The sequence below is a fragment of the Bartonella silvatica genome, from assembly GCF_040545155.1.
In the GTDB taxonomy this organism is placed as follows: domain Bacteria; phylum Pseudomonadota; class Alphaproteobacteria; order Rhizobiales; family Rhizobiaceae; genus Bartonella; species Bartonella silvatica.
The window spans coordinates 1-1,485 of sequence record NZ_JBEPLI010000072.1 but is presented as its reverse complement, the minus strand read 5'-3'; the positions used below and the strand labels follow the sequence as shown (position 1 = coordinate 1,485).

The following is a 1,485-nucleotide window of genomic DNA, read 5'->3' as shown; positions in this document are numbered from 1 at the left end:
CCACCCCCATATATCCAAGCTTTCACTTGAGCCTTGGTACTGTAATCAACTTTATCAGGCATCTCATGATACTGACCACCTTCAAATTCCTCATATTCTCTCATACCATCTTCGTATTCGTAAAGGTTGTAAAAATACTCTGCAACTCCTAACCCCCATGGGGCATATCCAACCGCTGTTGCAACAAACTTTTTTTGCATAGGCTGTTTACGATTTTTTAAAAACATTCGTTTAAACATTTCCATATTAAATCCATAACTTTACCAATGGGTTTATTTGCCTCAAAATGAGCTGTACAGAAGCGTTTTTTAATTTCAATGTGGTTTTTATCACAAAATCTTTAAATCGCTCTGTACGGTGCCTTTTTGACGATTTAAACGCATGTCTAAGCCAATATGAATACCAAACTTCACTACTTTGCTATCTAATCAATGTGCTTTACAATCCCACCAATACCATTAAAAGTCTCTTCAAACCTTTGCTTTTGAACAAGTGTAAGCGGTTTTGAATGCTCTTTCGCTGCTTGTTCTTTCAACTGCTGTTCACGGGTTCTCAAAACAACGCGGCATACAAAATCGGCTTTTCTCAAAAGATTGTCTTCCAAATCACGGCATAACCTTACAAGTTCACGTGTGCTCGGAAAAAACGTATCCGATAAACCATCTATCTCATCACATAAAATCCGTTTGACCGCTGTCATCAGTGACCATGCCGATACATTTTCCAAAACCATTCCATAAGTCAACGCCATCCCTTCGTAATCTGCCTGTTGTGATATTTTCAAACCACATGACAGCATGCGAACGGCTTTTGCGATATCCTCTTTGCTTGCTTTCACTGCAAACAGCTCTTGCAATTGATCATAAGCATCTAAAGCTATCGCTTCCTGCTGTTTCGTTAATTGGCTGCCATCTTTCAAAACAAATGGACCGCTCGGCGGTATCATCGCGTGAATATGCTTCAAAGTACCCTCGATTTCCGATATCAAGGATGCTGTCTGCAAACTTTTCGCTAATGCTTTTTTGCTTTTGAGTGTAATTTCCATAATTTCCATCTTGTTTATTAACTTTATGATCTTTTGAATTTCTCACCCAGTTACGCCATGTTGCTTGCCAGTCACGCTTGCTAGCGTCTTTACCTGCCTTGGCATTCCAATAATCTCGAAACTTTGCGATTTCGACTTTCACACGCTCTGGAGGCAAGCCCTCTGCAATGGCAAAATCGTAATCGGGTTCAAAATCCGCAGGCAATCGACAGCCTCTATCGGCTTTAACCCGCTTGGCTTTTTTGAAAACGCTTGTCTGCTCGTGAATGGGAGGTTGGTTGTCTGATGATGTTGCGATTTGATTGGGTTCGCTTTCAACATCAACCTCGATTGGCTCGTAAACCAAATCGGTTGTTTCTAAATCTTCAAATTCAGTTTCTTTTTTTGCTAATACGATAGTATTAGTTTTTTTATTATATATGTTAATGTTATTGTTAATG

The 1,485-nt window shown here is 39.6% G+C and carries 1 protein-coding gene and 2 pseudogenes; all 3 read right to left on the bottom strand.

What is annotated here, in order from left to right:
- A pseudogene (locus ABID23_RS07965) lies at positions 1-227 on the bottom strand (hypothetical protein); the annotation flags it as partial.
- Positions 228-424: 197 nt separating this feature from the next.
- Positions 425-919, bottom strand: a complete 495-nt coding sequence (locus tag ABID23_RS07960; protein ID WP_354190955.1) for a hypothetical protein — start codon at positions 917-919, stop codon at positions 425-427.
- A pseudogene (locus tag ABID23_RS07955) lies at positions 861-1,485 on the bottom strand (hypothetical protein); the annotation flags it as partial. The pseudogene ABID23_RS07955 and the gene ABID23_RS07960, both read right to left, overlap by 59 nt.